Below are 2,073 nucleotides of genomic sequence, written 5' to 3'. Positions count from 1 at the left end.
GGGCGACGCCGAAAAACCTAACGCCGACGATCGCGGTGAGCAGGTACAGGTTGGGCGGCTGTTCACTGGCCCGGATGATGAGCCAGCCGGACAGCCCCGCGAGGGCGACGGCGAACAGGGCCGCCAACGTGCCTACGGCTCCGGCGGCGGCGAACCGGCCCTTGACCGGGGCCAGCAGGCGACGCAGCTGGGCAGGGACCGAACCGGACGGGCCGGCCGCGCCGGAGCCGATTGAGCTGACCGAACCGGCGGCCGCGGCAGGAGCGGTGCAGGTTTCGGGGCGGCCCGGGACCAGGCCCGTATCCGGGGTCGGGGTTGGGTCCGGGCTTTGGCTTTGGCTTTGGCCCGGCGCCGCGGCGTCCACGAGGAAGGGCGCCCGGGTGGCCGCCGCCTGCACGCCCGGCTCTCCCCCGGCGGATGCCGGCAGTGGCGGGACGAGGGCCGGAAATTCACCGCCGTGGTGGCCGCCGGCGCCCGGCGTAACCGCGACGAGAGTGTCGGCAAGGTCCCGGGTGTGCCGGTCGTGCGCAACGAGCAGCACGGTGACCTTTCCCCGGAGCCCGGCGAGGGCCCGATTGACCAGTGTGGCCGATCCCCGGTCCAGATGGGCGGTGGGTTCATCCAGGAGCAGTACGCGGGCGCCGGCCTCGATCCTCGCCAGCCCGCGGGCCAGAGCAACCCGCCTCAGCTCCCCCGGGCTCAGCTCGGCCGGGTGCTTGGCCGCCAGGTGCCCCGCGCCCACGGCTGCCAGGCACCGCTGCGCTGCCGCATCGGCTTCCGCGCCCGCCTCGGTGCCGGCCGCGGCGGCGTCGGCTTCATCGTCGGGAACGCCCAGATACAGGCGGATCTCGTCCAGCACCGTGGAAGCCAACATGACGGGATGCTGTGGCACCCAGGCGAGATCCGCCGTCGTGAATCCTCCGAGGCGTCCGGACACGGCGGTCCCTGCATCCGTCCCGATGGTCCCGGCGAGGACTCCGAGCACGGTGCTCTTGCCGGCGCCGCTGGCACCGTCGAGTGCCGTGATCTGGCCGGCGGCGGCGGTGAAGCTCAACGGTCCGACGGCGGCGTCCGTGCGTCCGCCGAAGCGGACGGTCAGTCCGTCCACGGTGACGGCGGGCGGGCCGGCAGCAGGACCGGAGGCCGGCGTCGGATCCAGGGGCGCAGCTCCGGGGTCCGCGAGGACCGCTGTGGTTTCGGCGAGCGCTGCCCGGCCGTCGTCGCTGGCGTGGTGTGCGGTGCCGAGCGCCCGGAGCGGAAGGTAGCAGTCGGGAGCGAGGATGAGCGCAAGCAGCCCTGCCTCAAGCGCCATGTCGCCGTGGACCAGGCGGACGCCGATGAACACGGCGACGACCGCCACGGAAATCGTCGAGATGAGCTCGAGGGCCAGGGCGGAAAGGAAGGCCGTGCGCAAAGTCCCCATGGTCCGGGAACGATATTCCTCGGACATGTCCTCCAGCGCCTGGCGCTGGGCGGAGGCCCGGCCCAGGCCCACGAGGACGGGCAGGCCTTTGGCGAGCTCGAGCATGTGCCCGGAGAGCCGTGCCAGCGCGGACTGGGCGTCCCTGACACGTTCCTCGGTGTACCGCCCGATCAGGATCATGAACAGCGGCACCAGCGGCACCGTCAGCACGATCACCACGGCGCTGACCCAGTCGGCGAACAGGATGCGGGCGCCCAGCAGCAGCGGAATGGCCGCGCAGTTCACCAGCGCGGGCAGGAACTGGGTGTAGTAGCTATCCAGGGCGTCCAGCCCCCGGGTGGCCAGCACGGCGAGGCCGCCGTCGGCGGGCCCGGCAGACCGCGTGCCGTTCCTGAGCGCCTGCTCCAGCAGTTGGGAGCGCAGCTCCTCCTTCACTCCGAGCGCCGCCCGGCGTGAGGCCACGGACTGGCCCCATACCGTCAGTGAGCGCAGCACCGCCCCCGCGGCGCCCAGAACCAGCTGGTCTGCCCAGGCGGGGTCATGAGCGGCGAGCCCCGCGAGCATCGATGCCGCAGCCTGCGCCATAAGCACGAGCGAGAGGGCTTTCAGGGCGGCAAGCAGTCCCAGCAGGTAGAGGGCGGAACGGGTCG

At 72.7% G+C, this 2,073-nt stretch carries 1 protein-coding gene; it reads right to left on the bottom strand.

Going from position 1 to position 2,073, the window contains the following annotated elements:
* Positions 1-2,073 (bottom strand): thiol reductant ABC exporter subunit CydD (gene cydD / locus LQV45_RS27900; protein WP_230010137.1); only part of this gene is annotated, 2,073 nt, incomplete at both ends.

The sequence above is a fragment of the Microbacterium sp. Bi128 genome, from assembly GCF_918698205.1.
Note: the sequence above shows the minus strand (reverse complement) of the source record. Positions and strands in the feature narration are given on the sequence as shown.